Origin of the sequence: Azospirillum brasilense (assembly GCF_003349955.1) — a bacterium.
Lineage (GTDB): Bacteria > Pseudomonadota > Alphaproteobacteria > Azospirillales > Azospirillaceae > Azospirillum > Azospirillum brasilense_B.
Window position 1 is genome coordinate 26,326 of sequence record NZ_QLKQ01000035.1, and the last position, 26,748, is coordinate 53,073.

Annotated in this window: 29 protein-coding genes and 1 pseudogene; 12 read left to right on the top strand and 18 right to left on the bottom strand. The window is 68.3% G+C overall.

Features of this window, described 5'->3' with window-relative positions:
- Nucleotides 1-5: 5 nt before the first annotated feature.
- The 4 genes and pseudogenes from DXK32_RS33140 to DXK32_RS16450 all read left to right on the top strand — a co-directional run.
- Nucleotides 6-437, top strand: a pseudogene (locus tag DXK32_RS33140) (transposase); the annotation flags it as partial.
- Between the two features lie 331 nt (nucleotides 438-768).
- Nucleotides 769-1,689 carry a replication protein RepA gene (locus DXK32_RS16440; RefSeq protein WP_114859503.1) on the top strand — a complete coding sequence of 307 codons (921 nt, stop codon included), beginning with the start codon at nucleotides 769-771 and terminating at the stop codon, nucleotides 1,687-1,689.
- A 151-nt stretch (nucleotides 1,690-1,840) separates the two neighbouring features.
- Nucleotides 1,841-2,485 carry a ParA family protein gene (locus tag DXK32_RS16445; RefSeq protein ID WP_114859504.1) on the top strand — a complete coding sequence of 215 codons (645 nt, stop codon included), beginning with the start codon at nucleotides 1,841-1,843 and terminating at the stop codon, nucleotides 2,483-2,485.
- Nucleotides 2,478-3,164 (top strand): hypothetical protein, encoded by a 687-nt coding sequence (locus DXK32_RS16450; RefSeq protein ID WP_162801208.1) that lies wholly within the window; start codon nucleotides 2,478-2,480, stop codon nucleotides 3,162-3,164. Before DXK32_RS16445 ends, DXK32_RS16450 begins: the two co-directional genes overlap by 8 nt.
- Before the next feature lie 205 nt (nucleotides 3,165-3,369).
- Here DXK32_RS16450 and DXK32_RS16455 read toward each other — a convergent pair whose 3' ends face one another.
- The 12 genes from DXK32_RS16455 to DXK32_RS16515 form a co-directional block, all read right to left on the bottom strand.
- Nucleotides 3,370-3,780: a MucR family transcriptional regulator gene (locus tag DXK32_RS16455; RefSeq protein ID WP_348981596.1), complete on the bottom strand. Its 411-nt coding sequence runs from the start codon at nucleotides 3,778-3,780 to the stop codon at nucleotides 3,370-3,372.
- 443 nt (nucleotides 3,781-4,223) lie between these two features.
- Nucleotides 4,224-5,237: an ATPase, T2SS/T4P/T4SS family gene (locus tag DXK32_RS16465; protein ID WP_114859508.1), complete on the bottom strand. Its 1,014-nt coding sequence runs from the start codon at nucleotides 5,235-5,237 to the stop codon at nucleotides 4,224-4,226.
- On the bottom strand, nucleotides 5,234-6,370 hold the full coding sequence (locus DXK32_RS33145; RefSeq protein WP_247877190.1) for a hypothetical protein: 1,137 nt from the start codon (nucleotides 6,368-6,370) through the stop codon (nucleotides 5,234-5,236). The genes DXK32_RS16465 and DXK32_RS33145 overlap by 4 nt, the downstream gene beginning before the upstream one ends.
- Before the next feature lie 10 nt (nucleotides 6,371-6,380).
- Nucleotides 6,381-7,826 (bottom strand): TrbI/VirB10 family protein, encoded by a 1,446-nt coding sequence (locus tag DXK32_RS33150; RefSeq protein WP_247877191.1) that lies wholly within the window; start codon nucleotides 7,824-7,826, stop codon nucleotides 6,381-6,383.
- A complete protein-coding gene (locus DXK32_RS16480; RefSeq protein WP_247877192.1) occupies nucleotides 7,823-9,145 on the bottom strand; it encodes a TrbG/VirB9 family P-type conjugative transfer protein in 1,323 nt (440 codons plus the stop codon). Before DXK32_RS16480 ends, DXK32_RS33150 begins: the two co-directional genes overlap by 4 nt.
- Nucleotides 9,146-9,152: 7 nt before the next feature.
- Nucleotides 9,153-9,875 carry a VirB8/TrbF family protein gene (locus DXK32_RS16485; RefSeq protein ID WP_247877193.1) on the bottom strand — a complete coding sequence of 241 codons (723 nt, stop codon included), beginning with the start codon at nucleotides 9,873-9,875 and terminating at the stop codon, nucleotides 9,153-9,155.
- A gap of 14 nt (nucleotides 9,876-9,889) precedes the next feature.
- Nucleotides 9,890-10,078 (bottom strand): hypothetical protein, encoded by a 189-nt coding sequence (locus DXK32_RS16490; RefSeq protein ID WP_114859510.1) that lies wholly within the window; start codon nucleotides 10,076-10,078, stop codon nucleotides 9,890-9,892.
- Nucleotides 10,079-10,906 carry a hypothetical protein gene (locus DXK32_RS16495; protein WP_162801209.1) on the bottom strand — a complete coding sequence of 276 codons (828 nt, stop codon included), beginning with the start codon at nucleotides 10,904-10,906 and terminating at the stop codon, nucleotides 10,079-10,081.
- Between the two features lie 74 nt (nucleotides 10,907-10,980).
- Entirely contained in the window at nucleotides 10,981-13,506 is a 2,526-nt protein-coding gene (locus DXK32_RS16500) for a VirB4 family type IV secretion system protein (RefSeq protein ID WP_114859512.1), read from the bottom strand.
- On the bottom strand, nucleotides 13,503-13,838 hold the full coding sequence (locus DXK32_RS16505) for a hypothetical protein (protein ID WP_114859513.1): 336 nt from the start codon (nucleotides 13,836-13,838) through the stop codon (nucleotides 13,503-13,505). Before DXK32_RS16505 ends, DXK32_RS16500 begins: the two co-directional genes overlap by 4 nt.
- A 5-nt stretch (nucleotides 13,839-13,843) precedes the next feature.
- Nucleotides 13,844-14,197: a hypothetical protein gene (locus tag DXK32_RS16510; protein ID WP_247877194.1), complete on the bottom strand. Its 354-nt coding sequence runs from the start codon at nucleotides 14,195-14,197 to the stop codon at nucleotides 13,844-13,846.
- A gap of 94 nt (nucleotides 14,198-14,291) precedes the next feature.
- On the bottom strand, nucleotides 14,292-16,172 hold the full coding sequence (locus tag DXK32_RS16515) for a MobA/MobL family protein (protein ID WP_114859515.1): 1,881 nt from the start codon (nucleotides 16,170-16,172) through the stop codon (nucleotides 14,292-14,294).
- 400 nt (nucleotides 16,173-16,572) lie between these two features.
- Here DXK32_RS16515 and DXK32_RS16520 point away from each other — a divergent pair, with 400 nt between their 5' ends.
- From DXK32_RS16520 to DXK32_RS16535, 4 genes are read left to right on the top strand one after another with little or no spacing between them, the layout of a single operon-like run.
- Complete coding sequence (locus DXK32_RS16520; protein WP_162801210.1) at nucleotides 16,573-17,259, top strand: hypothetical protein; 687 nt, start codon at nucleotides 16,573-16,575, stop codon at nucleotides 17,257-17,259.
- Nucleotides 17,238-17,810, top strand: coding sequence for a hypothetical protein (locus DXK32_RS16525; protein WP_162801211.1), 573 nt, complete (start codon nucleotides 17,238-17,240; stop codon nucleotides 17,808-17,810). The genes DXK32_RS16520 and DXK32_RS16525 overlap by 22 nt, the downstream gene beginning before the upstream one ends.
- Nucleotides 17,811-17,817: 7 nt before the next feature.
- Complete coding sequence (locus DXK32_RS16530; RefSeq protein ID WP_114859518.1) at nucleotides 17,818-18,066, top strand: hypothetical protein; 249 nt, start codon at nucleotides 17,818-17,820, stop codon at nucleotides 18,064-18,066.
- Nucleotides 18,063-19,379 (top strand): type IV secretion system protein, encoded by a 1,317-nt coding sequence (locus DXK32_RS16535; RefSeq protein ID WP_114859519.1) that lies wholly within the window; start codon nucleotides 18,063-18,065, stop codon nucleotides 19,377-19,379. Before DXK32_RS16530 ends, DXK32_RS16535 begins: the two co-directional genes overlap by 4 nt.
- Before the next feature lie 5 nt (nucleotides 19,380-19,384).
- Here DXK32_RS16535 and DXK32_RS16540 read toward each other — a convergent pair whose 3' ends face one another.
- A complete protein-coding gene (locus tag DXK32_RS16540) occupies nucleotides 19,385-19,858 on the bottom strand; it encodes an OmpA family protein (protein ID WP_247877195.1) in 474 nt (157 codons plus the stop codon).
- Here DXK32_RS16540 and DXK32_RS32705 point away from each other — a divergent pair.
- Both DXK32_RS32705 and DXK32_RS16550 read left to right on the top strand, forming a co-directional pair.
- Entirely contained in the window at nucleotides 19,844-20,449 is a 606-nt protein-coding gene (locus tag DXK32_RS32705) for a hypothetical protein (RefSeq protein WP_205215739.1), read from the top strand. The two genes, DXK32_RS16540 and DXK32_RS32705, sit on opposite strands and share 15 nt — an antisense overlap.
- A gap of 81 nt (nucleotides 20,450-20,530) precedes the next feature.
- Nucleotides 20,531-21,085: a hypothetical protein gene (locus tag DXK32_RS16550; protein ID WP_114859521.1), complete on the top strand. Its 555-nt coding sequence runs from the start codon at nucleotides 20,531-20,533 to the stop codon at nucleotides 21,083-21,085.
- Nucleotides 21,086-21,194: 109 nt separating this feature from the next.
- Here the strand turns inward: DXK32_RS16550 and DXK32_RS16555 are convergent, their stop codons facing one another.
- The 5 genes from DXK32_RS16555 to DXK32_RS16570 form a co-directional block, all read right to left on the bottom strand.
- On the bottom strand, nucleotides 21,195-21,560 hold the full coding sequence (locus DXK32_RS16555) for a hypothetical protein (RefSeq protein WP_205215736.1): 366 nt from the start codon (nucleotides 21,558-21,560) through the stop codon (nucleotides 21,195-21,197).
- Nucleotides 21,557-21,850 carry a toxin-antitoxin system TumE family protein gene (locus DXK32_RS16560; RefSeq protein ID WP_114859522.1) on the bottom strand — a complete coding sequence of 98 codons (294 nt, stop codon included), beginning with the start codon at nucleotides 21,848-21,850 and terminating at the stop codon, nucleotides 21,557-21,559. Before DXK32_RS16560 ends, DXK32_RS16555 begins: the two co-directional genes overlap by 4 nt.
- A 111-nt stretch (nucleotides 21,851-21,961) precedes the next feature.
- On the bottom strand, nucleotides 21,962-22,114 hold the full coding sequence (locus DXK32_RS32200; RefSeq protein WP_162801201.1) for a hypothetical protein: 153 nt from the start codon (nucleotides 22,112-22,114) through the stop codon (nucleotides 21,962-21,964).
- Between the two features lie 49 nt (nucleotides 22,115-22,163).
- Nucleotides 22,164-22,763 carry a hypothetical protein gene (locus tag DXK32_RS16565; RefSeq protein ID WP_114859523.1) on the bottom strand — a complete coding sequence of 200 codons (600 nt, stop codon included), beginning with the start codon at nucleotides 22,761-22,763 and terminating at the stop codon, nucleotides 22,164-22,166.
- A 3-nt stretch (nucleotides 22,764-22,766) separates the two neighbouring features.
- A complete protein-coding gene (locus tag DXK32_RS16570) occupies nucleotides 22,767-23,777 on the bottom strand; it encodes a zincin-like metallopeptidase domain-containing protein (protein ID WP_114859524.1) in 1,011 nt (336 codons plus the stop codon).
- Nucleotides 23,778-24,003: 226 nt separating this feature from the next.
- Here DXK32_RS16570 and DXK32_RS16575 point away from each other — a divergent pair, with 226 nt between their 5' ends.
- Together DXK32_RS16575 and DXK32_RS32710 are read left to right on the top strand one after the other, a co-directional pair.
- A complete protein-coding gene (locus tag DXK32_RS16575) occupies nucleotides 24,004-24,819 on the top strand; it encodes an AAA family ATPase (protein WP_114859525.1) in 816 nt (271 codons plus the stop codon).
- 1,147 nt (nucleotides 24,820-25,966) lie between these two features.
- Nucleotides 25,967-26,143: a hypothetical protein gene (locus DXK32_RS32710; protein WP_205215737.1), complete on the top strand. Its 177-nt coding sequence runs from the start codon at nucleotides 25,967-25,969 to the stop codon at nucleotides 26,141-26,143.
- The last annotated feature ends 605 nt before the right edge of the window (nucleotides 26,144-26,748 follow it).

Here is a 26,748-nt window from a genome sequence, read left to right on the forward strand (position 1 = left end):
GGTGAGCGGGAGCGGCCCGTGGCAGGTCGTCGCGTATGCTCCGGCCAGCCTTTGGCCGGTCGTGACGCCAGACCCAAAGTCTATTGGGCCTTGCTCATCGCCTTCTCGGCCTGGAGTTGCCGGTCTCCGATCCCTCGACGCTCTCCCGGCGCCGCGCCGATCTGGATGTGGCATGCGGTCTGGCGAAGGCAGACGGGCCGACGACAGTAGTGATCGATTTCACAGGCCTGTAGGTATTCAATAAGGGCAAGTGGCTTATGAAAGAAAGCACGACGGCCGAGCGCACCGGAGTTGGCACGAACTGCACCTTGCGATCGATCCGAATAGGGTGAGATCCTGGCTTCGGAGTTGACGTCCAACGAGGATGGTGAGCTTCCCTGATTGGTCCACTCCTCGACCGGATCAAGCGACCGATCGACAGGGTACTGGCCGACGGGCGCGCATCCTGTCCCCGATTCGGCCGCCGTGGGGAAAAGCGGCTGCAAAATGCGGTGCCGAGTCGGCGATGTGTTCCCGTGGGGATAAGCGACCACGCCAAATATCCCGTGGGGAAAAGCGGCCGAAGCCCCGATACGCTAACTATTTCCCCTGGGGACAAGCGACCGAGCCGTGGGGTGAAGCGGCGCGACTCGCGCTTTTCCCGTGGGGGAAAGCGGCGAATCTACTAGTTAAGAATCCAACTACCAACAAATAGCTCGGTCGCTTATCCCCACATTGACTCCCCGGCCGACGTTCCACACCATGCCGCTAGATGTTGATGGGGTGGTTATGGGCGACATACACGAACTGGTCATCAAGCATGGGCGCGAAGCCGCCCGGGCCATGGTGCGTCCGGAAGATCGTCCGCTGGTCGACATCGCCGCTGAAATCCTGGCGGACGAGCGACAGAACCTCGGCATCACATATTCAGGCTTTTGCCTCACCAGCTTGCCACACAAGAAGCTCGCCGACGATGCGCCGTGGGAAAAGCGCGGGCATCAGGTCACTCTGCTGGTCGAACCGGGTAGATTGAAAGTCAACGGCAAGACGAAGCTGTTCGGCGTACCTTACGGGGCCCGCGCCCGCATGATCCTGATCTATCTCCAAACCCAGGCAATTCGCACAGGACGACGCGAAGTGGAGTTGGGCCGATCCATGCGCGACTGGCTCACCCGCATGGGGATAAGCGTCGGCGGCGAAACGTTCAAAGGCTTTCGCGAACAATCCCTTCGCATTTCCGCCTGCAGCCTGAAATTCTTCTGGGACGGGGCCGAGGCTGATGCCTTCGAGAAAGGGGGCATCGTCAAGCGCGGCTTAATTTTCCACGATTCCGCCGGTGACGACCGCCAGGGCTCCCTGTGGGAGGACGTCGTGCAGCTTGACGAAACGTTCTTCCAGGCACTCCAGGATCATCCGGTCCCTCTCCTTGAGGAAGCTGTGCGGCAGCTCAAGGACCGCAGCTTGAGCCTGGATCTGTACGTTTGGCTCGCCTACCGGCTTCACTCCCTACAGAAACCGCAGCCGATCACCTGGGCGTCCCTGTACGCCCAGTTCGGCGCCGGCTATGACCAGATGAAGCATTTCAAGCCGCGGTTCGTACAGGCCATGCAGTTCGCCCTGGCCGCCTACCCGGGAGCGAAGGTCGAGAACGCCGACGAGGGCATGGTCCTGCACCCGAGCCGCCCGCCGGTCGCCCGACTCACGGCGTGATGGTGTGGGGATAAGCGACCGGTCGCCTAACCCCACACCTTGACGGCCCCCTCCCCTATCGCGCACCTTTTGCCCGAAGACGTCATCCAGCTCCATATTGGGAGCGGCAGAGGTGCCGCCGGCCTGTCCGGCGAATCCGGCAGGGGTTGCAATGGGCCAAATCATCACCGTAGGCAGCAGCAAGGGTGGCGTCGGAAAGACGACTCTCGTCAACGCGCTTGCCGAATTCCTCAAACGCCGTGGCGCGTCGGTGTTCTGCATCGATGCTGATCCGAACAAAAACCTGAGCGGCTGGCTGTCTGCCACCGGGATGGTGGAGTTCCGGGTGGTTCAGGCCGACGACCTCGTACAGGTGGCCAACGAAGTGTCGGCCACTCACGATTTCCTGCTGGTCGACGTGCCAGGCGCCAACAGCACCGCACTGGTCAACGCGATCGACATCTCGTCGCTGGTCCTGATCCCGACCAAGGCCGATGCGAAGGACGTCGTGGAGGCATTCCGGACCTACCAGCATGTGGTCAACGCGATCACCAAGGCCCGGCGGTTTTCCCCCAAGGCGTACATCCCAGCCGCTGCGGTGCTCTCGCAGATCGACCGGCGCGCGACCGTCGACCAGATCGCGCGCAAGCAGCTTGAAGGCTTGTCGATCCCTACGCTGAAGGCGGACCTCGGACTGAAGGCTTCGATCAACCACGCCAGCTTCGCGCAGAAGCCGGCGCCTTATTCCGCCATGTCCGACGACATCGAGGCGATCGGCGTGGAGGCCCTGGTTCTGCTGGAGACCTTCCGTGGCTAAGCGCGAGGAAAAGGTTGCCGGAAAGGATTTTGAGGTGGTGCGCAAGCCGCGCTCGCGGAAGCCGAAGGAGCCGCCGCCCTCTCTGGCGATGTCGGCCTACCTTACCACGGTGATGGCCGAGGCCACACCACCCGTTGACCCGCCGCCACCAGAGCCGGCGGCGGTGGACGGCGACGTGTTCCCTCCCCTTCCCGAAGGCCGCATTCCCCAGACAGTGGACGAGTTCCTGACTCGGATCTCGGAGCTATGGGAGGACGCGCAGCAGCGATTCCTAAGGATTGGGGAATTGCTATCGATCGCGGAAACGCGGCTGGGTGAGGACGAACAGGCCGCGCTGTACGACGGGCTGAACCGGCGTTTCGGCAAATCGGCCCGATCCCAGCTCATGAGCGCGTATCGGGCCATTCGGGACAACCTCGTTCCTGTGGAACTGGCGGCGGCTGGTTACGGCACTGTCTACATGCTGGCCCGACTCACCCACGACGAACGTCAGCAAGCGGCAGAGCGCGGCTTGTTGCGCCCGGATGTCCGGCAGTCCGAAATTCGCGAGTTCTGGAAGGCCGTCCGGACGCCACCGCCCTCGACTACCACGCGGCGCGCGGAACTGGAAGCGCGCCGCGCCAAGCTGCTTCTCGAAATCCAGAGGATCGACGACGAGCTGGCGCGTTTAATCGATTAAACCACGGTGGCCCCTCCGAAAGGCCCCGGCTGGATTGGCTGGGGCCTTTCCCTTTTCTTGCCGACGAGAAAACGTCACCGATCCTGTGGGGCGATGCGACCAGAACGGATTGGCATCGGCTTTTGGCGCCTATACAGATCGGCGGTTCACGCACGCGGGATAATCGCGGGTTATCGTCACATTTCCGGCTGATCGGCGGCGATAATCAGGCCTTGTGCCGGCGTCCGCCCTTGCGTCCCAGCCCGGTGGCTTTGGCGAATTCTGAGCGGGCGGTGGCATAGTTCGGGGCGGTCATTGGGTACTCGTCGGGCAAGCCCCAGCGGGTCTTGTAGGCCTTCGGTGTGAGGTCGTGCGCGGCGGCCAGGTGACGGCGCAGGATCTTTTGTGCTTTTCCGCACTCAAGGCAGACGATGGCGTCGGTGCTGACCGAGCGGCGGATCGGTATGGCCGATGTCCGTTGCGCAACCGGCGCTGGCACGGAGGGCTGGCCAAGCGCACGCAAGGCGGTCCGCACGGTTTCGATGAGCCGCCCGGGGTCGGCGGCCGGCAGGGTGTTGTGGCCGACATAGGCGGCGACGATGCGCGCGGTCAGCGCCTGCAACGTGGTGTCGTCCACCGGGATCTCCGAAAGGCGTTGTCTCGGACCTGTTTGTAGGCAAGAGGCACAGCCGATGGCAATCCTTTTCCGGAGAAGTATGGTGGTTCAATGCACGCAATAAGAGGTTCCCTCCTCGGTTTGTATTGTTACTGTGCTGCGGCGCGCGGCTCCGCAATTGCGCCCTCGATTCAGAGTAGCTGGCGATTGCGTTAAAGAAGCCCTACGCAACCGATGGATCGCCGCTGCGGTCGCTGAAAAGGTCGGTGCCGTCGAGACGGCCGCCGCCTTCCTGAAGGACCGCGCCGGCGACGCGACTGGTGCTGGCCTGCGGTCCTTCCTGGATCGGATGCCCGCCGCGTCGCCCGTGCCGCGCGACGAATTGGACGCGTGATCAATCTGTCCAGAAAACGAACGCAATCCAGATAAGGCTCTCGCGCTGTCTTCTGCCAACAAGGATAAGGTCATCCCGCTCCCCCGCTCCTTCCGATCAGCTCCCGCCAGGGCAGATCGGCGGGTCGGACGATCTCGACCACCTTGCGCTGCTCCGAAAGCTGCACGATGCGGGCGATCTTGCGCGCCAGGACGGGAAGCGCGGCATCGGCGGCGGCGGCCGACTTCAGCGCCATGGTCATGTTCGTGCGCCACGCCTCCAGCGCGTCCAGCGGGCTGTCGGCGTGGATGGTCGACATCCAGCCGCTGTGGCCGGTGTTGAGCAGCCGGTAGCTCGGCAGCGTGTTTTCGAGCTGCTGTTCGCCCGGCACCGCCACGCTGGGGTTGAGGCGGAGCACCGCCTTCAGGAGATGCATCGGCTCGACGGCGGTCCCGGTCTGCGATTCCTCCGCCAGGAGCCCGGCCTGGTTCGGCTGCGCCACCACCAGCTCCTCCACATCCTCCACCGTCACCACGCGCCGGTCGGAGCGGACGCACCGCAGCAGTCGCTTCAGGAAGTTGGTCTTGCCGCTGTTCGTTCCACCCGACACCAGCACGGGCAGTTCGGCCGCCACGACCGCCTCCAGATCCTCGACGGTCCCGATCGGGTGGCCGCTGTCGAACCGCGCCGCCCGGTAGGCGGCCCCGCCCTCCACCGGTCGGCCCGGCAGCAAACCGAAGTCGCTGAAATCGAAACTCTTGTGGCGCTGAACGCGGATGCTCAGCACCATGCCGCTGCGCGTGTTCGCCCCCAGCACGGCCTGCAGGCGGTGCCCGCCGGGAAGCGGTGAGGCCAGCAGAGGGAAGCGGTTCGGGTCGTAGGGCCGCTTGAACAGGTTCTTGAGCTGATCGCAGAGGTCGCGGCTCCAGGCGAGATCGAGGCCGGCTCCATCCATCTTCTCGTAGCCGCGTCCGGCGATCTCGACCCAGAGGTCGCCGGGACCGTTCAGCGAGACCTCCACCACGTCGTCGCGACCGTAGATCAGCGGCACCAGCGGGTCCAGCGTGGCCCGCAGGGCGGCGTTCATCGGCGGGACGGCACTCATGGGGCGCAGGCCGCGACGCGGGTGGCCGGCAACGGCCCGCGGTCGATCTCGGTCCGCGAACCGTCGCCGCGGGTGACCAGGCCGATGCGGCGCCACGCCTGCCACCGCTCGCAGCCGATCGCCACCGGCGCCCCCGCCGCCCGCGGCGCCGGGTCCTCCTCAAGCGCGTAAGGACGGGCCCGCTCCCGCGCCACGCCGGTCTCCAGCACGATCCGGCCGGTCGGGGTGTCGACGACCGTGTCCGACAGCTGCAGGCTGGTGCGCGCGGCGTCGTCATGGCGCCAGCCGGTGTTGACCGTCAGGTGCTGGTAGGCCTCGTCCGGACTCTGGACGCAGCGGGTGACCCAACCAGCGAAGGATTCCCGGGCTTCCCCGGACACCGTCACCTGATACCAGCGGCGGGTGCCGTAGGAGGTGGCGCTTGCCAGATCGTGAACATACGCCCCCGCGCATCCCTCCGTCGTGGTGCGCAGCGTTCCGCCGCCCTGCGGCTGGCAGGACCGGATGACCCGCGGCGGATCGGACTCGACGGTCACCTGCGTCCAGCTCAGCGCCGGAGCGCCGGCCACGACACTTTCCTTCGGCGGGCTGCACGTTTCCACGCGGTGCTTCCAGACCAGCGGCGCGTCGCGGCGTTCGGCGCAGGCCTGCGCCAGACGGGGGGCCGCGCCGCCGCCGTCCTCCGGAGGGCTGAAGACCGCCCGCGACTCCCCCATGGTGACGCCGGACTCGAAGTCGTTGCGCATCCGGCAGCCGGACACCGTCAGCCGCAGCGGCACCGTCTCGGCGTCGTCGCGCAGCGAACAGGGCTTCACCTCGATCTCCTCGCCGGCGGCGTCGCGGTACACCTCGCGCTCCTCGCGCCGGGCGACGCCCCGCGCCGGGTCGGGAACCCAGGAACAGCCGACCTTGGTCCGGCGGATCTCGAACCGTCGGCCGTCGGCCTGGCACGCCGTCCTCCACACCGTGCGGCCGGTCCCGGCCTCGACGAGCCGCGACTGCCCGAGCGCCACGCCGCTCTCGTAGACGATCTGATCGCCGCACCCGAACCACGTCCGCTGCTGGGCCTGGGATGCGGAGGGCACGAGTGCGGCGGCGGTGACGGCAGCGAGCAACAGGACGAGCTGTGACATGATCTTCTCCTCACTGGGGTGGCGGCAGCGCGACCGGCCTGGTCGTCGCAGCGGCGCCCGCGCCCATCGCGGTTCCCGCCCCGGCGGTGCGCACAGCCTGGTCCGCCGATCGTTCGCCGGGGCGGGCCAGCCACAGGTCGACCGACGGTGACACCAGGAACTGATAGCCCCCATGAACGATGTGGACGTCGGTCAGGTCGAGATTCCGCTCCAGCAGCAGGCGGGCGATCGACTGGGCGTTCCGGTTGGCCTGGCCACCCGCCACCACCACCGTCTGGCCATCGGCCGTGCCCTCGCCCTGGCGTGCCAACCGCTGCTCGATGACGCTGCCGGCGATCTCGATCGCCCCGGCGATCACGGCCCCGCCGTACCGCTCGGCGACGCGCTGGTTGAGATCGTCCACGAGGCCGGCCCGGCCCATCAGGTCGGCGCCGACGCCCGGGCTGGCGCGCAGGTCGAACTGCGCGTGGTCGACGGCCCGCACCAACCGGGTGAACTCCGTGCGCAGCCGCGTCTCGCCCCGACGCATGACCTCGTAGCGCCCGTGCATCGTGCTGCCGGCGGGGATGACCACCGTCTTTCCGTCGGCGCCGTAGACGTCGCGCTCGACCATGGCGGTGACCGGCCCGCCGATCTGGGAATTCACCGACCGTGTGAGGACGAGCGGGATCGGCGTGTCCTGGAGCACCGTCCGGGAGAGGTCCACCGGCTGGCTGGACACCACCCGTGGATAGTCTTCCCCGTAGTTTGCCGCCTCCGACGCCGCACCTGCGGGCTTCTCGGAGGTCGACATGGACGGACCGCGCGACAGACGGCCGTCGCTCCGCAGCGCCGCCGTGTCCACGATGCGGCTCCGCCCCAGCCCGGCGAGATGGTCGGCGCGCGCCGCTTCCACCAGCTCGGCGTAGCGGTCGCGCGGCGGCGCCGCTTCGGCCGGTGGGGCCGCGACCCGGTAGGGCACGCGCAGCGCGACGCCGGAACCGCCCACCCCGATCACCTCGCCGGCGCCGGCGGCCGTCGCGGCCAGCTCGATCTGGCAGGAGGCCCCGGGCTCGAGCGCGCCGCCGCATCCCGACGCCGCCGCCACGCCACCGGTCACGACGAGTTCGCCGAGCACCACCGAGGTTCCGCCGACGTTGCGCACGACGATGGGTGCGGCCATTCCCGGCATCGTCTCGACCGACGACGGAATGGACACCAGACGCCCCGGTGCCGGCGCCGGTTCCTGCACCGGCGGAGGTGCCGGAGCGGCTGCGACCGGAGGAGCGGACAGCTCGAGCGGTTCGGGCGCCGCCCGTGGCGGCGTCGGCGGGGGCGGCGGAGCGGGCTTCTCGCCCTCGCCGCCCAGCGACAGGGCAAGGGCCGCCAGGGCTCCGAGCAGCCCGGCGCCCAGCCCGAGCCGCCGCGGGGAGGTTCTGGCCAGGAGCGCGCGCCAGGACGGCGCCGGGGCGTTCATGGCGCGCTCCCCCCGCGGCCGAGGGCGGCGTCCACGGTGGCGGCGGGCGACGCCGCCGGCTTGAAGCGGTTGCGGACGCACAGATAGAGGTCGCCGGATTTCAGCGTCAGGTCGCCGACCGCGTCGATGATCAGGATCTGGCCTTTCGAACCGCCCCAGCGCACGGCCACCGGCTGGTCGACGCCGCCGACCAGCAGGAAGGCGGCCGGCAGGCGGGTCGATCCCAGGCGCTCGCCGTAGTCGAGGAAGGTCCGCCGACCGTCGTGGAAGGCGCGCAGCGGACCCAGCACGCGCGAGGCCTCGTCCGGAGCGAACACCCGGATGTCGTCGAAGGACAGATCCTCGACCCGGAAGGGATGCACCGTGGCGAAGTCGCCCCCACCGGCCCCGCCGTCGGGAGCGCCCTCCTCGACCCGCTCCTCCCGCCGCAGGCTGGCACGGTCGTAGCCGCCGCGCGGCGGGACGGAACCTCCCCCCATTGCCCCGTTGAGTCCAACCTCGACGCTCAGCGGGCTGCGCGCCGTGCGCCCCGAGCGGGCGCAATAGGCGTCGTCGTCGATGAAGGCCGTCAGATCGGTGACCTGCGCGGCCTTCACGGTCTCCGACCGCAGGTAGAAGGTGTAGAGCCGGCCGCTGCGGGCGATCACCTGCATCGCGGTGTCCACGCCGGCCCGATCGGGCCGGACGAGGAGCAGGTTCGGATGCCCGTCCGGGATCTCCCACGGGAAGCTCTCCTCGTCGGCAAGGGAGACACGGCTGATCGTTTCGCACGGCGGGAGCACCACGGAGGTCGTCATGCCCAGCCGCAGGCGCAGCGGCATGACCCGGTTGACCCGGTGAGCGAAGCGGACGGTGCCCGGCTCGATCTGCCCCGGTGCCGGCACCGCGTCGTCCCAGGCCGGCTGGATGCGGCCGAGCGAGATACCCCGCAGGATCGCCTCCTGGTATGGCCCGGCTCCCTCGGGCGCCGCTCCGGCCTCGCCCGACCGCTGCAGCACCGGATAGTCGCCCCGGTTCTGCGCGTCGGCGTCGAGGCCGCGCGGCTGCCGCGTCGAGGGGGCCACCGCCGCCGTCGCACCCCCTCCGGAGCGTTCGGCGGGCCGCGGCAGGGTGAGCCCGCCGTCCGGCGATCCGGCGGGTTCGGCTTTCGGCTTGGGCAGCGCTATTCCCGGCTCCGCGACGCTGTCGATCAACCCGGGAAGCGGCGCCCCGTCCGGCGTCGCCAGTCCCGGCGGCACCGCCTGCGCGTTGGCCAGGCGTGCAAGCGCGCAGGAGGCCAGCAGGACGGCGGCGAAGCCATGCCGGAGCCTTGCCGGCATCCCTCGGTCAGGAACGGCGCGAGAGGTCATATTGAATCACCCGAAATCCGAAGGCGAGGTCGCTGTCCTGTGGCAGAAGCCCCTCGCCTTCCACGATGGTCCCGTCCAGCTCCACCAGCTCCGGATAGCCGATCCGGAGCAGCACCCGCAGAGACTGCGTGCCCAGCTCCATGCCCTTCTCGGTGTCGCGCACCGTGAAGTCGACGTAGTACAGCCCCGGAGACGCCAGGTTGATGGACTCGATCTTGACGGCGCGTTCGGCCCCGCGCGCCAAGGCCTGGACCACCAGTTTCTGGTTGCGCGCCCGGAAGCCCTCGTAGACCTCCGTCGTCGACCGCCGGGCGACCCAGCCGTCCGTCGGCCGCATCCGCACCTTCATCAGCCCCTCGTCGGCCACCACGCCCTCGCGGATGCGGACATACTGGGCGACCCACGCCCGTTCGGTGACCGCGAAGCTGGTGGTCTGCCGCCGCAGGGGCGCCGCCTCGACCACCGCATCCATCGCCGGGGCGACGGTGATCGCGTAGGGGATCTTCTCCTTCAGCGGCGTGAGCCGGACAAGCGCCTGACCGAGCGTGATGTTCAGGGCCATCGACAGGCACAGCAGGATGCCGAGAAGGCGGGCGACCCAGCCGACCACACCGATCCCGTCGCCGCTGTCGTGCTTGTCCCACACCCGCTCGACCGCGACGAGGTTGCTTTCGCTGTTTCGTGAACCGGCGCCGAACATGAGAACCCCAGACGTCAGACGGTGGAAGCCGCGGGCAGGAGCCCGGCCGGCGACCGCGACAATGGCAGTTCGGCGCAGGCGCAGGGGCTGCGTTGCCGGTCGTCCATGCCGCCGCCGATCCTCTGGCGGGGAAGGTCGACGGACCCGCCGGACGAGCAGCCCGCCAGGATCAGGGCGCACAGCGCCAGCAGCGCGCGTCGCATTCACGCATCCTCCAGCAGGGGCTTGTAGCCCGGCCCGATGTCCTCCCGGCGCAGAGCCTCTGCCGCGTGGACCCGCAGCAGGGCCGCCAGCAGGCGGTTCGTCGCCTGGGTCTCCTCCACCAGCCCGATCAGCGCCGCTCCAATGGCCGCGTTCTGCGCCCGTTCGCTCGCCGCGTTGTTCATCCCGTCGCTGAGCTGGGCCAGGCGCTCGTTTCCGGCCTGACTGCTGGCGATGCCGTGATAGGCGGTGCCCAGACCGTCGAACGCCGCGTTTCTCCCTTCGGCCACCCGTCGGCGCTGCACCCGTTCGATTCCAGCCAAGTCGGAGCCGGCGGGCGGGGCGAAGCATTGGCGGGAGCGGACGGCTCCATCCGCCGGAGTCTTGAAGACGGTGGAAGGCTCGCCTTGAAACGCCGTCAGCCCACGCTGCAGGTTGAGCGGCATCGATGCGCCCGACGCGGTCCGCGCCGTTCCACCCAACGCGCCCAGGCTCACCGCGCCCGCCCCGCCCAGGACGCTCTTCAACATGCTCTGAACCTGAGGCGCGAGATCGGCGACGCTGGAGCCGCGCCCCTGGCCATCGAGCATCTGCGACTGCAGGGCGCGGGTTTCCGCCAGCTTGTCGAGCACGCCCTTCAAGGTCGCGTTGACACCCTGGACCGACGCATCGACCTGCGGGTCGTAGACCGTCGGCGGGCAGCACACCGCCTGCGCCGGCTTCGCAAAGAGCGCCGTTGCCCCGACGCCGAGCAGCAGAGCCGGCACGGCCCGCCGACCGACCCCCGCCATGCCGCCTTGGGGCGGCCCGCCGGCATGGTCTTTCGCCACCTCGTCCCGCGGCTCGCCGGCCGCCCGCATCAACAGGCGGCCCGCGCCGCCGACCGCTCTACGCCACCACGCCGTCATGAGGCCGCCCTCTCCGTTCCGAATTCGTCCAGATACGCGTCGCGCCAATCGACCGGGTCCCAGTCCTTCAAATGCCGCGCCCGCTCGACGCACCCGACGTCGGAGGCGAAGCAGCAGGCCAAGTCTCCCAGAGCGGCCGTCGAGAATTCGAGCACCGCCGACTCCCCGGCGTTCGGTTTCTTGAGAAGGACCGGGTGCTCCATGTGGTCATAGCTGCGGTCCGACCCGTCCACGAAGGCGAACTCCTCCGGCGTCAGCCACTCCTCGTAGTCCGCGTACTTCGCCCCGCGGTCGGGATGGAAGATCCACGTTGCCGTCTGCGACCGCATGATCTTCGGCAGGTTGGGGTGGATCTCCGACAGGGACGACGGCCGCTGCCAGAGCGTCATCACCGCGATGAAGTCCTTTCGCACCTGCTGCATCCAGTCGATGCCGTTCTTCAGGAATTCGTCGCTGCTCCACAGCGCCGCGGTCTCGTCGATCAGGATGATTCCGCCGCGGCCTTCCCGGCGCACGCGCTCCGTCACCAGATAGGCCACATCCTCGACCAGCGGGGGCGCCAGCACCGGGTCCTTCAGGACGGTGGTGAAGTCGAAGGCGAGCAGGTCGCTCTCACCGATCGGCACGCGCTCGGTGCCCGAGAACACCGATCCGTAGGTCCCGCCGGGAAGCCAACGCTGCATCTGGGTGAAGGCCGGCGAGCCGGGATCGAACCCCGCCTCCACCACCGTGGCCAGAGTCCGTTCGTCCATCGGCGTGCCGGCGCTTTCCATGCGCACGAGCGCGTTGACCGCCTTCTGGTACATGCGCTCGCTGTCGGGATCCGACAGGCCGGTGAGCAGCCGGAACAGCTTCGCCAGATGGGCGCGCACCGCGGTGGTCGGCGGACGCTGCAGCGGCTGAAGCTGCGCGTCCGTTTCCCCGCCCGGGCGATCCGACAGCAAGCTGACGTAGCGCCCGCCGCACATCGTCGTGGCGACATACTGGCCGAACCGCGAATCGAACAGGGTGGCGATCAGTCCCGGGAAGTGCTCCAGGGCGCCGATCACCAGAAGATCGGCCACCGTCGTCTTGCCCGACCCCGTGCGCCCGAAGATGATGGTGTGGGCGAGCGCGTCGCGCTTGGCCGTCTCGTGAAGGTTGACGTAGTAGGGCGTTCCGGACGCGGTCAGAGCGCGCAAGATCCAGCTGTCGCCGGCGCCGCTCCCCCACCCCGAGCGGGGAAGCCCGGCCTTCGGCGTTTCGAAGACCACGAGGTCGGCGACGTTCTGGCAAACGGCGCGAACCTCGCGGATGAAGCTCCAGTCTTCCCATCCGGGCAGCATCGACCACCACAGCACCCCGGCCAGGTCCCGCTCGACCACGGTTTCCGCATGGAAGGTCTGGAACACCGCCTCAACCTGCTTCTGGACGCGGGCCGCTTCGTCCGGGCTGTCGCCGAAGGCGAAAACGGTCAGGGCATGGCGGACCAGCCGCTCCCGTTCCCGGGAATTCGGCGCGATCATTTCCTTGACCTCCAGGAACTCGGCCGCCGCCTGCTGGGACACCCAGGTCGAGGCGGCGCCGCGTTCGAGCTGGTCCAGCGTGAACGTCCCTCCCATCTCCGAATGCACATAGGCGGCGTTGAGCACCAGCAGCTCGCCGTCCAACGCCTGCAGCCGAGCGACCAGCTCCTCGGGCGTCGCCCCGCCCCAGCTGCTGAGGGTGATCACCTGCGCGTAAGCCTTGCTCTGGCCATGGGAATGGATCATCAGGCCGCTGTCGGGGTTCAGGTCGACCGAATCCACCGCGACCAGCCGCGCCACGTCCAGGCGTCCGACCGGCGACGGCCGCGTCACCCGGCTGACCAGATGCCCCCAGAATTCGAGCAGGGTGCTGGCCGGATGGCTTCCCTCCTCCAGGCCCGCCTCGCCCAGATCCATGGGCTGGAAATCCTCCAGCGCCTTCCACACCTGGGCGCGCGCGCTCTCGAGCCGGGCGCGCGCGTCGTCGCCGTTGCCGCGCACGCTGAGCACGACGACGTGGCGGTTGCGGTAGGCGCGTTTGAACTGCGCCTCCCACCGCCCAACCACCCGGCTGCGCAGCGCCAGCCCCGCCGCGTTGCCGCGGGCGGGCCTACGCTGCGGCGGCGATGCCGGGACGCGCTGCCGCAGGTCGAAGACGCGGACATGCACGTCGATCTCGGACAGGAGCTGGAACATCTGCCGGCGCCGGTCGCGCCGCTCGTAGCGGACCTCCTCGTTGGCGCCGGAATAGTCGAAGCCGGCGAGCTCGATCGCGACGCTGAGCGTGCCGTTGCGGCTGCGCAGCGTCCGGCCGTCGGACAGGATCTTGTCGAACAGCACATACTCGCTGAGCTTCGTCCGCCGCAGCGGCGGCACGGCCAGCCGCCCGAGAGGCGGCACCAGGGCGATGCCCAACCCGACGGCGATGCCGACGACCGACACCCAGGTCGCTGCGACTTCCCACCAGGAACTCCCTCCGCGGAGCAGGTCGTCCAGGGCGGCCAGCGAGACGCTCATGGATCGGCTCCTATGAGTCCGCGCCGCATCAGGATCATGCGGGGGCGCGAGGCCGGAGACATCGGCGCGCGGGGATCGAAGCGGGCGCGCCACACCGCGACGATGTGGCGGTCGCGTCGGAAGCAGCGCGCGAAATAGAGGTGCATGCCGATGCACAGCACCGCCGTCAGCTCGGTCCGCACCAGCGTGCCGTCGGCCAGGCCGACGGCAACCCCGGCGACCGTGCCGGCGACGATGTTCAGGCACCACAGCTGGAGGGGCACCCAGAGCATGTGGAGCGGATAGGCGACCGCCGTGTACACCGGGGTCGTCAGGCGCCGGGCCGCGGCCATCGCCGTTACTTGATCGGCGTGTAGGTGCCGACCGACGACGCGTCGGACAAGCCGCCCAATCCGAAGACATAGTTGATCAGCAGCGGAGCTGACGCGACCAGCATGATTCCGGCCACCACGCTTGCCAGGAAAACGAAGTCGAATTTCTTGAAGTAGGCCTTCACCGCGGCGACCACGAGCCCGCCGAACCCGAGCATTCGCACCACCCAGATCGCGAAGTTTGTGACCGCATTGCCCGCGCTGACCGTCGGTGCGAACGGGTCCGCGGTCACTGCGAACGCCGCGGACGGCAAAGCCACGGTGATCAGGATCACCAGAGCGGCCATGGACGCATGGCGATCAGGAAAACGCTCGTTCATGAGAGGGACACCTGTGCAGAAGAATGGAAGGTGCCCCAGAGCCTACGGAGGTGCGTCGCCGGGTTTCGAGCACCGGCGATGCGTTTTTTTCCGCTCATCGCTCCACGTCGCGGGACCGACGGCGCCGGATCGGTTCCGGCATCGCATCCGGACCGGCAGGGGTTGCGCCAAGCTCCCGCAGCACGGCAGCGGGCTCAAGCGGTGCCGGCCCGGAGATCCGCGCCACCACGGCACACCGCTCCTCCGCCCGATCGAGTTCGCGCCGCGCGCGCCGGCGGCGGGCGGTGTCGGCGTCCGGCTCCATCATCTCCAACAGCATCACGCGCCCCCGCGCCGCCTCCCGCTCGTCGCCGCGCCGCTCGCCTTCGCGGGCGATGGCCTCGGCCGGCGACATCCGCCCGGCACGAAGGGCATCCGCGTCGGCGGCGCGTTCGTTGTGGTGCGCTTCGACCCGCCGGCGGGCATGGTCGGCCGCCGCGCGCGCCGCTGTCCAGCCCGCGGCCCGCACCGCCGCGGCAGCTTCCGCCGCGTCGGGCGCGCGGGCCTCGTCCCCGAGCAGGCCGAGCAACCGCGACGCTTCGGAAAATGCGGAAGCGGCCAGCTCCTGGCGGCCGTCGGCGAGCGTGGCGGCAGCGCGCGCCCACGCCGCGCGCCGCCGCGCGCGAAGCGCCGGATCGGGGCGGCGTTCGATCTCGTCCAGGCGGTCGAGGGCACGGACGAGACGTTCCGCCGCCTCCGCCGGCACGCCGGGGGACCCGGAAAGGATCGCCGCCCGGCCGCGCCGCCCGTTGGCGCGGCTCGCCGTCTCGACACGCTCGTTCACCGCGGCGCGCAGCGCGTTGACCACGCCGGCCGCCGTCGGCACGCCGGCCCGCTCCAGGGCCGAGCGTCCCGGTCCGAGATGCACGCCGGGCAGGGTCGCCTCGCCGCGCTCGGCGTAGGAGCGGGCGTCGAACCGCCGGCCGACAAGCGGCCGTCCGTCCGCCCGCCGCCGCTCGTCGGCGGCGTCGAGATGGCGGTTGATCGTCGCCGCCGACCGCTCGCGCAATTCGCGGACCCAGGACGGCCCGCGCGCCGTCCGGTCCTTGCGCGCGGCGAAGGTCCAGGCGTGGGAGGCGGTGCGTTCCGCCGGGCGTTCGCTCCACAGCGCGTGCAGATGAATGTTGCGCGGATCGGACCCGGCCTCGATGTCCGGGCGGTGAACCGCGGCGTGATGGGGCAGCCCCCGCTCGGCGAGGGGCCGCATCAGGTCGCGGGCGAGCGCCGCCAGCTCGTCGCCGTCCAGCTCGTGGGGCAAGGCGATGATGGCGCGGTTCTGGACGCAGCCGTCCACGCGCTCCCGCGCCTCCACCGCGTCCCAGAAGGCGGCGCGTTCGTCGGCGTCGTCGCCGATGGTGCCGAAGCTGATCAGCACTCCGTCGCCGTCGGCCATCAATTCCGCAACACGCTCATCCTGCGGCAGGTCGGCGCGCTCGACATAGCGCTGGAACGACGCCGCCGCTCCGGCGCGCACCCGACCGCGGCTGGTTCGCGCCGCTCCGCCGCTCTTGCGCTGGATCGCCGGGCCCAGCGTGCGCGCCGCCGCGGCGAACTGGGCCTCGGGAACGTACCAGCTCCGCGCCTTGCGGTCGTAGGCGCCGCCCGCCGCCTGCAGGTCGCGGACCCGTCCGCGCTTCGCCTTCACATAGACCCGGCCGCGGCGTGCCTCCGTCTCCTTCGGCGAGAGGCCACCGCTTCCCGACGGCGGCCGCTTCGACACCGACGACACCCGGATGTGGAGCGGTTCGACGCGCGGTGGCGGTCCGCTCCGGCCGCGGGGAGCCGGCAGCAGGAGGGATCGCAGGCCGACCTTGAAGTAGCGTCCCGTCGCCAGCCCGCGCTCCACCGCGTCGCCTTCGTCCAGCCGCCCGGACCGGTGCCGGTCGTCCCATTCGGCTTCGCCGATCAATGCCAACGCCTTCGCGAACGTCACCATGCCTGTCGTCCTTACCCTTCGCCATCTTGGTGCCGTGGCTGCTCGATGCGCCGCCTGGTGATCGCCGGACCAGCCGAATAGGACGCGGTGGGCGCCTAGCACTGGACAAGTGAACACCCAACATTTTTCAGCCATTTCCGGAAACGTTTCCGGAAATGGTGAGTGGCATTTCCGGAAACGCGCCTTTGTATGACAATGGCTAATTGCGCAAACACCTCTTCCCTGACATTACACATGACGGCCTTTTAGAGGGCGTTCATGGTGTTTCCGGAAATGCTTTAAGCCCTGTCACGACAGACAAGTCACGGCGTGTTCCGCCGGGAGTTGGGGGTGGCCATCGGCTCGGCGCCGACATGCGGCATGCGGTTCGACGCCGCCGGTGCTCGAACACGGAGGTCGCATGTCCGTAGCCTGTCCGGGTTTCACCGAGGAGGGCGCCGATGCCGCGATTTCGCTTCTGCATGACACGTATTACACGGTCGGCGCCGATGACCGCCGGAGTGCGGTGGGTGCCCCGGGACGACGCGCTCGACGGACGCCGTCGGCCACGCCCCGACAGGTTTGGCGCGTGATGGGCGATCGGCTTCTGTCCAAGAACGCCGCACGCATCCGGCGATGCCGCACACGGATGAAAGCCGGCGGGCTTGTGCGTTTCGAAGGAGCGGTTTGGCCGGATGACCGCTCCTTGCTTGCGGACCTGATCGGGCGTCTGCGCAACGCTCCGGAGGATCGCGAGTTTCGTGACCGCCTGCGCCGCATGCTGGGCGCCGGCTTCGGGGACGAGAACACTCGTGCCGATCACGCCGGAGTTCCCGCGAGGTTTTCGGCAACACCGTTGGACGGCGGCGATGGCGAGGAATCCCTGCGCAACGGGCGTCACACCGGGGGCCGGCATGAAGGCGACGCGATGGAGCGAAGGGGCGCGGTTGAGCGGCGGCGCGGTTCGGTGGAAGGGGCGGCGGCGGGGCAGCCGCCCAGCACCGATCAGATGAACTTTGCGCGCAGGATTGCAGAGCGTCGCGGCCTGTCCGTGCCGGATGGTCTCGACCGGGCGGAAATGAGCGCATGGATCAACGCCAACCGATGATGCGCCGCCGCAGCGTTCCGCCGGTGCTCGAAAACACCGGGCACACCTCCGTAGGCTGGCCGGGCATCGGTCAGCACCAAGGAGATATCCGCGATATGGACATCCGGAACAACGGCGACGAGACGGGCCAGGAGGACGATCGTCCGAGCGGCGGCACGCTCATGGACCGGCCGCGTCAGGGGCGTGGCCGGCCACCGAAGAACCGTGAGGAAGACGCAGACAAGGAGGTGATGGGAATCGATCTCGACGGCGACGAACCGGCCGACGGGCGCGAGCGTGCCGTTTACCGCACCAGCCGCCGCGTTCGGAAACTCGCGGATGAGCTGGCGCAGTTCCGCGACACGTTGCGCCAGGCCCGCGACGATCAGCGCAAGGCCATGGACGAGCTGCAGGCCGAACGTGACCGCCGGCGCGACGCGCATCGCCTGCAGGCCGCGGCCCTCTGCGAGGATGTCGGGATCAGCGCGGATCTGCTGCTCCGCCTCGCGGCGGCCAAAAGGGCCGGCGATGCGCAGCTGGTGGCGGATCTCACCCGGCAACTGGTGGGATGACGGCGCCATGGACGCGACCACCATTCCCCGGCCTTTCGATCCCGCCGACGGTTTTCTCCGTCTGACCCGGATGGCGCAGTGGATCTTCGACGTGGCGTCGATCACGCTCGCCGTGCTGCTGGTGCTGACCATCATCGTCATCGCGGTCGACCGCGGCATGCTGCGCGTGCCCTTCATCGAACGCTGGATCATTCGGCCCGTGCGCCGCATTCGCGACCCACGCCCGTCACCGACGGACGAAGGAAGCCAGACATGAAAAACGATGATCGGGTCCTCGCCACAGCCATCGCCTGCTCCTTTTTCGTGGCGCTGGTGATCCTGCTTCCCGACACGGCTCAGGCGCAGAGTTCCGACGTGTCCTGCATGGCCTGCGGCCTGACCGAGCGCATCGAAAAGGCAAGCCGGACGTTCCGTGAGGCGAGCTTCAAGAACCTCGTCGGCCCAGCGTCCAGCTTCGGACGCATGCTCGGCCTCCTGTGGATTTATCTGTTCGCCGTTCAGATCTTTCTCCAGCCGAGCCAGATCCCGCGCTTCCTGGAAACGTTCCTCGGCCGCGTCGGCTGGCTGCTGGCGATGGTCGGCATCCTCTCGGCGCCGCAGTGGATACTCGACAACATCGTGACGGCGGGCGAGCAGACCTTCATGGGCGTGGCCGCCTACGTGCTGGGCACCGCGCAGTCGGCCTTCGGCGGAACGGCGAGCGTGCCGCCGGTTGGTGACAGCGCCTGGTACACGGCTCTGTGGCGCGAGGTCGAGGGCACGGTCTTTCCGCTCGTGCTGAAGCTGATACGGGCGGGGGCTCCGGGCGCCTGGTACGACATCGCGGCACTTCCTCGGCTCATCCTCACGCTTCTGATCGTTGCGCCGTTCGGCTTCGTCCTCGGCATCTTCATGGCCTTCATGGTGCAGGTGATCTTCTACACGGCCGCCGTGACGGCGATCGGACCGCTGCTTGTCGTCGGGCTTCCCTGGGGAACAACGCGGTCCTACCTCTGGGGAGCGTTGAAGTTCATGCTGGGCGGCGGCTTTACGCTCGTGTTCGCCGCGGTGGCCATGGGCACGACATCGGCCATGCTGCAGGCGCAGTTTCAAAATGTGTCGCTCGGCGATCCTTCCCCCGCGGCGCTGCAGAAGCTGCTCGACGTCACCAATCCGGAATACTGGTACACCTTCATCGTCGGGCTGGTGTCCGTCCTGCTGCACCTCGCGGCTCCGCGCATCGCGAGCAACATCGCGGGCGTTACGGACTCCGCCACCAGCGCCGCCATGGTGACCGCCGCGGGACAGGCCAGTGCGGCGAAAGCGGGGGGAATGGCCCACGGAAAATTGTTCGGCGGCGGCGCGCGCAATTCGATTTTCGACAGCGCCGGCAATGTCGCGACGGGCGGCTTGAGCGGCGCCATTCTGAACGCTCTGCCCAAAGGCGGTCAGCAGATGGCCGACGTTGTCGCGCAGCGTGGTCTCGTCGGGCTGGCCGGCGCCGGCGCAGCGGCCGGTGCGCGCGGTATCGCGGCGGGTCTCAGAGCGGCGTACCACGGCACCCGCGGGAATGGAGCGCCGGGAGCATGAAAGAACTAACGGCGGCCGGGGCGCACGCGGTCCAGATCGGGCAGCCGCAAACGGATCTGCGCGAGGTGAACGCCGCCGGCCTCCCCGCGGACCGTCACGCGCGCCGGAGGCACGCGGTGGCTGGTGAGCCACCGCCTCACCGCGTCGGCCCGCGAAGCGGCGAGGCCGGCGGCGTATTCCGGAGCGTCCGGGACGGGTATGGCCCAGGCCTGCACGACGAGATCGAGCGTCGTTCCATGCAAGGCGTCGGCGCAGGCTTGCAGGATGGTCTCGGCTTGTCCATCAAGGGCCGCAGAGCGGGGAGCGAAGGGAATGGGCGCGCAGCGGCCGATCTGCGTTCCGGGGTCCTCGGACGCCGCAGTTCCCCGCGGGACGAGCCGGATCGGTTCGCCCGCGTGCGAGGAGAAGGGCAACGCGGCGGCGGTCACGCACACCGCGGCGATGAGATGGGCGGAGAGCATGCGATGACGGGAGATCATGACGTGAGAATAGCGCTCTTCCCGGCCGCGCCGCGAGCGCCGGTATTCGCGGCGGATCGCGGGTTGACGCTCGGCCCATCGTTCGAGCCGCACACCACCCAACTGTTTCCGCAACCCTTCACGGATGCTGCGATGCCCGACCACCCAACCGAGCAGGCCGAGGCCGAGCTGGACGATCTTTCTCTGAGTCTGCTCCCACAAGGCCGGCGGCATGTCCGGATGGAGCATGTGCATCCCGACGGCCGCCCGGATGATCATCGCATCGACCTCGACGCCGAAGCGCTGATCAACGCGGTCAGCGACCGCATCGCCGACGTCGCGTTTCGGCGGACGGACGCCGTCGACGTCGCCCTTTTTCTGCTCGACCGGTCCGGCCGCACCCTCGGGTCGATCGCGGCTCGCGCCGATTTTCTCCGGCGCCGCGGCGTCGTCTGGGGTGGTGACCGCCACATCGAAGGGCTGATCCGCACCCTGGCCTTCTACGTCACGATCGACCAGGTACGTCTCCTCGAGCAGGCCGAGCAGGCCCTGGTCAGGCGATCGCCGCCCATGGGCGAGCACCTCGGCCGGCGCAAAATCGCGGACTCATGAGTGCCTTCTCGTGTGGGTGCTCGAAGCGGCCATTTCACGGGCCCTACGCTGCAGCTTCGACGCACCGCACCGGAGTTCGGCATGTTCAAGCGCTTCAGCACCTCGCGACCTGTTCTGGATGCTGCCGCGAAGCTGGTCACCGTTCTGTGCCTCATGGGGATGAGTGCATTGTTTGGGGCCTTCCTCACGATTGGCCTCCTCAGCGCCCACCACCTTCAGCAAACCGAGAAGATCGTCGAGGGCATAAGCGCGATGACACGCACGCAGGCGGGCGTGTCCATGGCCACGGCCGTGGGTTACGCCCTGTCGCGCGGCGACGTCGCCGGCGCCGAGACGGCTCCGGACGGTGCGATCACGGTTCATCTGAACAATGGCGGGTCGGTCGAGCTGGCCAACCCGTGGGGCGGCCCTCAACGCTTCGACGCGGCAACCGGCATTTGGTACCTTGAGGTTCCCGAACGCGCCTGTCCCTTACTGGTGAGCATGATGCCCCAGGGCATGCTCACCGGCTTCGGAACGGGTGGCGATCTGGACGGCATCGGCACCATCTCTGCCCGTCCCGTCCGCATCGAGGATACACTTGAGCGGTGCGCCGGAGCGCATGCCCTGGCCCTGCGATTCGCTGGTTCGGCCTGACCAGGGAAGTGCTATGTCGATTCGCAGCAAACAACTTCGTCTATGCGCCGGTTGGTGCGGTGTTGACGGTAGCCTGCGCCAAAGTGGCAAGACCGACGTCGATTGGCGGTCAGGCGGCGCGCGGGGCGACGGCGATGGTGGTGTGGATGGCCTCGTAGCCGACGCACAGGTTGCCGGCGATGTCGCGCTCGATCAGCCCAATGCTTTCCAAGGCGCTCACGTCCTCGTGGACGCGTTTGAAGTCGCGGCCGAGGTCGCGGGCGAGTGCACGGATGGACGGCGCCGACTGGTCGTGCAGATGGCGCAGCAACTCGTAGCGCCGCTCGGTCATCACCGCGGCGAGCGCCGACCAGTTTTGAAAGGTGATGGTGTCCTGCGGCTCGACCGGCTCACCACGCTCGGCGCGGTGCCACGCCTCGGCGACGCGGGCGGCGGCGTCGCGCAGAGTACCGCCCACGATGATCGTCTTCTTCATCGGTTGTTCCTCCTGAACTCTTCAACCTCGCTCACGAAGCGCTCCAGCAGCGCGTCCACCGTCGTGAAGGTAATAGGCTCCTCGTGCCCGTCGCTGGTGTGGCGGTGGTCGCCCTTGCCGCGCTCGTTGTCGTAGCCGATCAGCCGCTTGCCACCGGACACGTAGACCAGCCGGTACTTGAAGCCGTGGGTGGTCGGCGGCACTGGTTCGGGGAGGCGCCACACCACCAGTTCGGCCAAGTCGCCGTCGGGGAAGGGCACGCGCTCACGGATGAGAAGGTCGGCCTTCATGATGGCGCATTATGCCATCACCGCCCGATGGCGTCAACTGCCATCAGCGCCCCATGGCCCTGCCGGAGAGGGAGGCTTGCAGGGGAGCGGGAAAGGCCCGGCCTTGATCCTTCAATGGGCCTCATCCATTCCGAGGGTGCGGCCGGATGCGTAGGTGCGGGCATGGGCGGCACGGGCCGCCGTCTCGACCGAAGGCGGAAGGCCGGTGAAGAAGCCGGCCAACACCGGTGAAGCCTGTCCGATGGGAAGGGTAGCGACGGTCATGAGCACAACTCCGCTGTCGGAAAACGCATGCCGACCAGCATGCCGCTCCTCATCCCGGCCATTCGAGCACCGGCGCGGGCGCGTCTGACTCGACCGGATCATGGTGCCCATGCCTCATGCTGCGCAGGAACGAGCGCCAGACGTCGTCGGGCATGATCTTCTCGCCGGTCCCCGAACACAGCAGGCACGCCTCCGGCGGCCGGTCCGGCTGGAACACGGGGTGACGCCCGGTCCCGTAGCAGCAGTCGCAGAGATCGATCCGCCCGACGATGCGCCGCTGCACGACCGGATCGTCCAGTCCGGTGAACCGGACGGGCAGGCTCTGGAGGAGATGCTCCACGGCACTGTCGAGGACGTCCTGGGCGGATCTGTGCCAGCCGAGATTGGCGATCCCGTAGAGCGCGTCCTCGCCGTTCATTCGCAGAACGACGTCGACGAGGTGGAGAGCCATTCCGCCCTCGCAAGCGGCCGGCGGCGGCGGTGGAAGCGCCCGAGGACCGTGGGTCAGCCGGACGATCCGGCTGTCAGGCGAGGCGCCGATCTCCGGTCCGGGGTGGCTGCGCAAGACCGTTGTCGTCACCTGGGCGGCCAACTGAAGGAAGGCGGGCGGCAAGGTGCTGCGTTCCCGACTGTGGATTCCGTTCTCCATCCGTCACGCTCCCGCGGTGGCCAAAGGCCGATGGCCGCCGCCGCCGGCACGGCGGAGGATGTAGGCGCAGGCGTTTTCCGCCTGCCCCACCGCCCAGAAGAAGCTCTTCCGTTTGCCGCGGGTCCCGAGATGCTGCATCCAGCTCGCGATGTAGGCCGTGTTGTGGGAAAGAAGTTGGGCCGGCAGGCCGAATTGTGCGCAGAGGAAGGCCGCGCCGATCTCCGCCACCAGCTCCTCCTTCGGACGGTTGTTGCCCTTGCCGTAGTTGAGCAGCGTGTCGCGGCGTAGGCGGGATGCCGACCCGGTGGCGTGCGTGCATTCATGGGCGAAAGTCAGCACGTAATATTCGTAGCCGCTCAGCCCGCCGCGCGGTTGGAAGGCGGCCTTCGGCGGCATGTTGACCCGGTCGGTCGCCGGGTTCCAGAACGCCCGGACTCCCCCCTCGATGAGGGCGGGGCCGCCGATGGGATCGTCCGGCAGAGGCTGCCAGGACAGCAGCGCATCCTCCAGCTTCAGGGCGGCTTGTGTTGGTGACGGCACCGCCGGCGGCGCGATCGGCACACCATCGACCTGGTGAACGTTGAACCACCGCTGGCGTTCGAAGCCGATCATCGGACGGAGCCGCCCGCCCAGGGCATCCCCACCGATGGGACCAAGCTTTTTGGCGATGCCCGGCGTCTCACGGGTCCAGGCCGCCGCCGGAGCCTCCTCATCGAAGATCGGGACCAGGATGAGGGTGCCGGTTGCGCCGGTCCGGATGGCGCCGCCGTTCCGCTCCCATGCCTCTGGGGACGCCCAGAGGTGAGCCGTATAGCCGTTCCGTCGCGCAGCCGCCCACAGAGCGAGCGTGTTCTGTCCCTTGAAGGGGCGGCCGGAGAACGCGTTGGTCGGGCGGGCGGAAAAGCCGGCCCAAGGCATGACCCACTCCCCGGCGGCGTTGCGCTCGACAGCGCCGAGAATGTCCTCCGCGATGGCGGTGTGTGCCTCCTCCTCGGTGAGAAGTCCGTCGGTCATGCCCTGTGAGTCTCCGTCGTGCGTGTGCTCCACACGACGGTACCGGGTGGTAATCCGTCAATTCGAGCCTCCACGAACGGCCGGCCCCGGTAGCGGCATCGGGTCGAGGTCGCCGACGGCGTTCATGGGCGTGCTCGACCGGCCGGCCGGGCCATCGGCATGATCGGGGCGAGGGGGCGCTGCCGTTTCGGCGTCCCGCGTCCAATGGCCAGGAGATCCCCGCAGGATGACGCTGCATTCTTCCGGCGCCGCAGCCGAGCCGCCGTGCATGGGTGACCTTGCGGATTGCCGCTCCAGTCTCGATCTCGCCGCCGAAATCATCCGCCTGGGCGATCTGATCGGCGCCGGGGCGGCGACGTCGATGGACCGGTTGGCGTTCGGCGATCTCGGCCGTCAGTTCAGCGATATCCGGCATTCGCCGATGGAATGGCGCAAACTCCGGGCCGACGAGGAAGCCGTGTCGCTGTTCGGGCGTGCCGAACGGCTGCTGGCGCTCCACGATCCCGCCTCCCTCCCCCAGCGGCCCCTGCCGGACAAACTGTCCGAGAGCCGCTGGCGGACGGTGCCTGCGGTCGAGCCCTGGTTCGAGAGCCGTCGATGGCTTCACGGCTCTGCTCGTTGTCTCTTCCTCGGTCCGGCCGGCAGCGGAAAGAGCACCTGCGCGCGCGCCCTGGCCCACCGTCATGGCCTGCCTGTCGTGGAACTGGGGCCGTCTCAGGTGCGGACGCTCCGCGACCAGGATCTCCGGACGTTCATCGACCGCGCCGAACGGATCGGCGCATTGCTGCTGGTGGAGGCGGCTGATCTTCTGCTGCTTCGGCCGGATTATCCGGCCGGCTACGGGAATCTGCTCAGATCCGCTGCTTTGGCCAACGAGGTGGAGCGCTTTGCCGGACCCGTCATCATGACGGCCCGGAGACCGGAGAGCATCGACCCCGCGGCGATAGCGTCCCCGATCCATCGGGTTGCGTTCCACGCCTTGGCCCAACACCTCGTGGTGGTGCCCGGGCGTGCCGATGGGGCGCCGACGCACGGTCCCTGACGGACCATCGGCCACGCATGCTCCGACAGGCCGACGGTGCCTTCGGTGCCGTCGGCCTGCCTCCGCCTTCAATGCCCCCGCCACCGGTGCCCAAAGGGTGCCGGAGGCGGGGACGGTTCCCCCGGCGCGGCGCCCGATGGGTGCTGCAAGGGGGTGGTAAAAGCGTCTGCTGGTGCGCCGGCGTTGCACGCCCATTCCGACGTTCATCCTTCCTGCCGGCACCCTCCGGGCACCGGCAGCGCATGATCGGCGGCGCGCGTTCCTGTCGGCGATACCGGCCATGGCGACGCATGCCGCTCCTCAGTCGTTTCACGCACCGCCGTCACCCGTTGGGCGTCAGCGGCGCATGCCTTGCCTGTTTGGTGACAGCGGCCCGCACCGTCCCTGGGTGCCCGGAGGGTGCCCAGGAATGCCCGCAGGCGCCCGAAGGGTGCCGAGGGCGTCCGGATTTCCTATGGCGCGTCCTGCCGGTGTTCCGAAGGGCGCCGGCAGGACGCTGCGTTCGGTGCCGCAAGCATTTGGCGTTCCCTGTCAGCTTGCCGGCACCCTCCGGGCACCGGCAGCGCAGGTTTGAGGCCCAACCATAGCCGCAGTCGCCTCCGGTGCCCGGAGGGTGCCGGAGGCGGTGGTGCCCCAGGTCGGTGCCCGAAGGGTGCCGGCAGGGTGCCGACGTCGCTTTTCCGGTTGCCGCCCGGCCCCGGCAACGCGGAGTCGGCCTCTGATCATAAGCCACGTCACGGTCCTTGTCCGTCCATTCGCCGGCATTCGTTGTGGCCTCATGTATTCGCCATTCTCCCCCCAAAAAAGCCGCCGAACCGCCGGGCCACTGCGAAATGGTTGGCATGATATGTCGATACATCGTGACGGAAGGATATGCGTCGTCATGTCATGATGATGAACGGCGGACCAATATAATAGTTCATGTAATTAACTGTCATGCCGTATGTGTATATCATCAATTGGCAAATACGGAGGCCGCTTATTTAAAATATTGGCGAACAATTTATTTGTGGTATGCGAAAAAAGGTCTTGTAATGGCGGGGGGTGTGGCACATCTTTGATGTCAGACAGGGCGCCCGGCGTCGCACAACAGGATGCACCGGGACAGTCAGCCGCCACTCAGCCGCTCAAATCGAAAGGATTGACCATGAAGTCGATTGCCGTTCTGGCCGCCGTCGCCGCCATCACCTTCGCCGCCAACGCCGTTCAATCCGGCTACACAGATCTGCGCGTCCGGATCGCCGCCGCCGAAGCGAATTCGTCCGCCGGGTCCATCGCTCAGGATGGCGCCGCTCCCGTCCGCGTCCTGGCCGGCCTGCGGTGATTCCGTGCCTTGGCATCGATCAAGAGGCGCATGGTGGTGGTGGCGCGTTTAGGTGCCTCCGCTATGAGGTGCAGGGGCCAAATGGGGGACGAGGCGAGTGACCCCTGGTCGGAGCGGTCCCCCAGCGCCCACGCTCCGACGAGGGTTTCTAACCCTTCGATTGCGTTGATTCGGTTGCACTGGTTCGAGACTTTGAAATGCCCGGATGATTCGAGGAAAAAGAGCATGATCAATCAGCGAGCCCGCGATGGAAAACATTGTTTCTGCGCGAGCGGACGGCGTTGTCGAGTGGGGGACAGGCTGCGCTTTCCGCTTGAACTGGGAAACCGATCATGCGGATTCCAGGCGGTGATGGTGGGATAGACTCTTACGCTTGCGCTGTGTGGGCACTCCAGTCCATAGTTGCATTCGGGTGATGACCGTCACCAGAAGCTGCAATGGCTGGAGAACCCAAATGACTGTGTAGTCGCACTTCTCTCCGAGCAACCCATTCAGAAGCTTTCGAGGGTTTCCGGCAGTTCGGAAACTTCGTCGTTTCACGCGGTGCTGACATTCGCCCGCCACGGCTCTGCTCGTCGATCGCAAACTCCCCTTAGATTACGGTC